The sequence below is a fragment of the Ochrobactrum sp. SFR4 genome, assembly GCF_019730395.1.
GTDB lineage: Bacteria > Pseudomonadota > Alphaproteobacteria > Rhizobiales > Rhizobiaceae > Pseudochrobactrum.
This window is the reverse complement of sequence record NZ_JAAPBB010000041.1, coordinates 1-3,676: the sequence shown is the minus strand read 5'-3', so window position 1 is coordinate 3,676 and position 3,676 is coordinate 1. Positions and strand designations below refer to the sequence as shown.

Sequence of the window (3,676 nt, the reverse complement as noted above, 5' to 3'; positions counted from 1 at the left end):
GAGCATCTCGTAAGAAAGCCGTACCAACGCGCCGCTCTGCTTCCTTGGCTGGATTTAGCATTGCGCCGATGGTCGACATATTGCGATTACCAAAGGTCTCAAGACCTTTAGAAATACCAGCCCCAAGCGCGGGGATAGCGGCACCGATACCGCCTGAAATTGTGGCATTAGCAGCGGCATCGAAAATATCTCCACCCCGCGCCGCCGTATCTGCCCCTGAAATCATAGCGCTGGATGCAGCAGAATTGCCCGCGCGGGTTAGCCAGTTCGCACCAGTTATGCCCAGAGCCTCAGCACCTGCTGCTGTGCGCCCGATAGCAGACATTGGCGCGATATTGGCCGCAAGCTGCCCAGAGAAAGCGGAGGCTGGATAAGTTTCATTACGACCTTCGCGGCGTTGGTTCACTTCCTCACGGATTTGCGCGGGGTCTTGGCCGGTCGCAAGCCCGTAAAGATTGCTGCCGATATAATCAGAGCCTTTCTGGATAGATGGGCCGACAATTGGAATGCCTGAGATAGCGTTTTCCATCCATGTCATACCAGCGCCACCCAAGGATTGCTCTTCGGGCAGTGCAGTCCCGCCACGGGCCAATGTGGGCCCAGCTGTACCGTCATTGGCGAAGCTGCCATTGTAGGGGTCTGAGGTTGGGCTGGCATACTTCTGCCAAGGGCCAGCTTCGGCTTGTGGTTTGTACTTTTCCCAAGGGCCTGCCATCATTGCACCTTTTCCCAGCTATTCGGATCGGAAGGATTGCCGCCTTTAAAGCGATATCCATCCTCAATCATTCCAGTCTGTGGAGCACTACTTGATTGCGCACTTTCCGACGGCGCGCTGTTTCCACCAGCCTTCTGCTTTAATTTCTGCATGCCATCTGAGACTGCATTTCGAAAATCCTTCAGCGCCGTTTTAAAATCATCTTCGCTCAGTGAGCGATCCATACGCGCCATTGCAGCCTCTGCCTTGGCTCCTTCAATTTCAGTGATAGCCCCGCCACCTTTAAGCATCCCAAATGCTTGAAGAAATGCGCCGCCTTGAAGTTTTTTGAGATATGTCAGTGCATCACGCCCACTTGCGCCCATTGTCCAATTTGGGCGGTACTGGTCAGCCGGTCCCACAATTGCAGATAACCCATCATGTGAGAGCAGAGTATCAATATCAGCAATCGTTTGTTCACCTCTCGCAAGATCGGAAGGAAGTGAAGTGAAAGCCTCTCCCTGTGCCTTTCCTACGACTTTTTCTTTCTCAGCATTTGCAAGATTTTTAGGAACGGAGCCAATAATCTGACCGGAGCGCTTGTCCTTGATGGCGAAGCTATCGCCCAGATCAATTTGCTCAGTACCGGATGAAATATCAAAGCCGCCTGTATCAACCTTCTTGAATGATCCATCCGTGCCTAAAACACCAATAACTGGGTTACCTTGGGCATCCTGCCCCCAGATAGGGGTTTTGCCGTATTCTATATTTGAAGCGCCACCACCTTGAGCTTTCAAACGAGCGGCATCCACTTCATACCCGAGCTTCTGCAATTCCAGAATGGATTTCGGGTCTGCCCCTTTTTGGAGATTTTGCAGAACTTGAATGGCTGCCTGCGGGTTGCGGGCAACAATCTGCGCCTCTGCCTCTGGCACACCACGCGCCATCAAAAGATTGACGGTTTGATTGCCTTGTTTTTGCTCCTGAACGGCAGCCATACCGCCGCCAATAGCTGAGAGCAAACCATTGCCCCGACCAAGCCCTTGCAGAAAGGCCGCTGCCGTCCCCATGTCCAAGCCGCCGGACTGACTACTTGACTGCGCTGGTGACGGCGCCTGCTGCTGCGCGGCCTGTGGTGACTGCAAATGACTGAGTGAGGCTTGATAATCCTGCTGCGTGATGGGAGCGCGATTAGCATCTGGTGCCGGTGGATAATAACCTGCATCATTTGCGCCAGATGCAACCGGAGCGCTGGTTTGGTTTTCAAGTGCCGCCATGATGCCGCCCTTCGGGATGGTTTCCTTAGAAGGGATTGCCCCTGTTGCCGTCATATCAATGGCCGGTTGTGGTGTTTGTCCAATCATCAACATATTGACCGGCATCATATTTGGCTGGGCGGTGAGCATATTCTGGGCGTTTGGCATTCCCAGAAAACGCAAATCGAAATTGTTCATATCAGTTCTCACTTTCACTGAATGTCGACTGTGCTGGCAACGAAGCATTCATAAATGCCGTTGGCTTGGGCGTTGGCGATTTCGGCACTCTCGCCCCTTAGCTGAGCGTCTGTGAGTGCCAGCTCCTCAAAGGCTTGCAGCGCCAACTGGATTTCTTCACGAGTAGTTTCCCAATCGAATTCCCGTGTTTCGTTGTTGTAGTTTTGTAAGGAGATTTGCCCAATCAACCCGCGAACGAAGGCAGGGTGCAGAATGTAAGAACCATTAGGCGCTTTATATGGGCGTATAAGTGGCCTGTTCATGCTGCCAACTCGCAGTCTACGGCTGGCAAGGTCTTGGAGCGGATTAGTTCAGAAAGAGAAATACCGCGCTTTTGAGCGGCCTCTTTCAAATGCTGTTTTTCATTTGGGAAAACGCGAATACGAATGTAGTCCGGCATTGCAACGTCTGAGCGCATAACGGCCTCCTTTGTTAGCACAAAGAATACCACGACCAGCGCCGCAGAACAAAAATAATGAAGTGATTACAATTGGTTAAATACAAGATCAGGCTAGATCATGGCGGATCATAATAGATCATACCGGATTATAATCGCCGATGCATGCGACAATCTGGCATTACTGAAGTGGCCGTATTACTCTCGCGTACGCGCGCGTATTGGTCGCAAAACTCTTTTCCGCGCATGACCGCCTAACAAAATTACACACATAACCAACAGCAAACTGCCTTGAGTGCGTGCTCGTACTGCTCCCGAAAGGGCTTTGCCATTGTGTCCAATCAAACACCAAAATGAAAAGCCACTTTTACCAGTCTGGGTAGTTTTGTCAGAAGGGGTAGATGTGCCTCTGGAGCTTCAATGAAGGCTACTCTGAGTGCATATCTCCAATTATCGCCAGGTTGTTACGGAATTCCCCGCTTCGACCTTCTTCACCATGAAGATATCTTGCTTACTCGGCTCGCTCTCATCGCACTATCTTCCACTATTTTATTGGTAACTCAACATTCCTGAGAAGGGAGGCGGATAATGGTTTTCCTCCGTTATCCGCCGTTAAGATATGGTCAGAATGCCTACATTGCAGAAATGTTAAAGGATTGAAACCTGCGACTGTTCAATCAGCGATCCAGCCGAGGTACTTTGAATATCGATCCTAACTATCTATCGGATTCTTGAATGGTAACGATTTACATAACTATTTATTCTATACAGTTTATATATAATCCCATTTGGGAATCTTTTGTAAAGTGAGCTGATCCTGCTCCATCTGGAGAAATAAAAAACTTCTTATCATCATTGCCTTCAGCTAATTCTAAGATCATTTCAGCAAGTTTTTTTAAGGTATCTTTTTCTCCTTCAATTAACAAAAATGGGCAATACCCTTCGTCATCTTCTAGTACTCTTGTATGTAATAAGAGCTCTTTACCATCATATTTTTCCACGACATCATTTACAGACTGTCCGTCGTCGAATGATTTGAGACTAATTGTGCTTTTGAAGATTGGATTTTCCGGCTCGGTTTATGGGTTGATT

At 49.3% G+C, this 3,676-nt stretch carries 5 protein-coding genes; all 5 read right to left on the bottom strand.

What is annotated here, in order from left to right:
- A partial coding sequence (locus HBA93_RS17645) for a hypothetical protein (protein ID WP_221724158.1) occupies positions 1-718 on the bottom strand: 718 nt, incomplete at its 3' end.
- Positions 715-2,148 carry a hypothetical protein gene (locus tag HBA93_RS17640; protein ID WP_221724157.1) on the bottom strand — a complete coding sequence of 478 codons (1,434 nt, stop codon included), beginning with the start codon at positions 2,146-2,148 and terminating at the stop codon, positions 715-717. The genes HBA93_RS17640 and HBA93_RS17645, both read right to left, overlap by 4 nt.
- A gap of 14 nt (positions 2,149-2,162) precedes the next feature.
- Complete coding sequence (locus HBA93_RS17635; protein ID WP_221724156.1) at positions 2,163-2,450, bottom strand: hypothetical protein; 288 nt, start codon at positions 2,448-2,450, stop codon at positions 2,163-2,165.
- Positions 2,447-2,605 carry a plasmid mobilization protein gene (locus HBA93_RS17630; RefSeq protein WP_221724155.1) on the bottom strand — a complete coding sequence of 53 codons (159 nt, stop codon included), beginning with the start codon at positions 2,603-2,605 and terminating at the stop codon, positions 2,447-2,449. The genes HBA93_RS17635 and HBA93_RS17630 overlap by 4 nt, the downstream gene beginning before the upstream one ends.
- Positions 2,606-3,342: 737 nt before the next feature.
- Positions 3,343-3,585: a hypothetical protein gene (locus HBA93_RS17625; protein ID WP_221724154.1), complete on the bottom strand. Its 243-nt coding sequence runs from the start codon at positions 3,583-3,585 to the stop codon at positions 3,343-3,345.
- Positions 3,586-3,676: the final 91 nt, after the last annotated feature.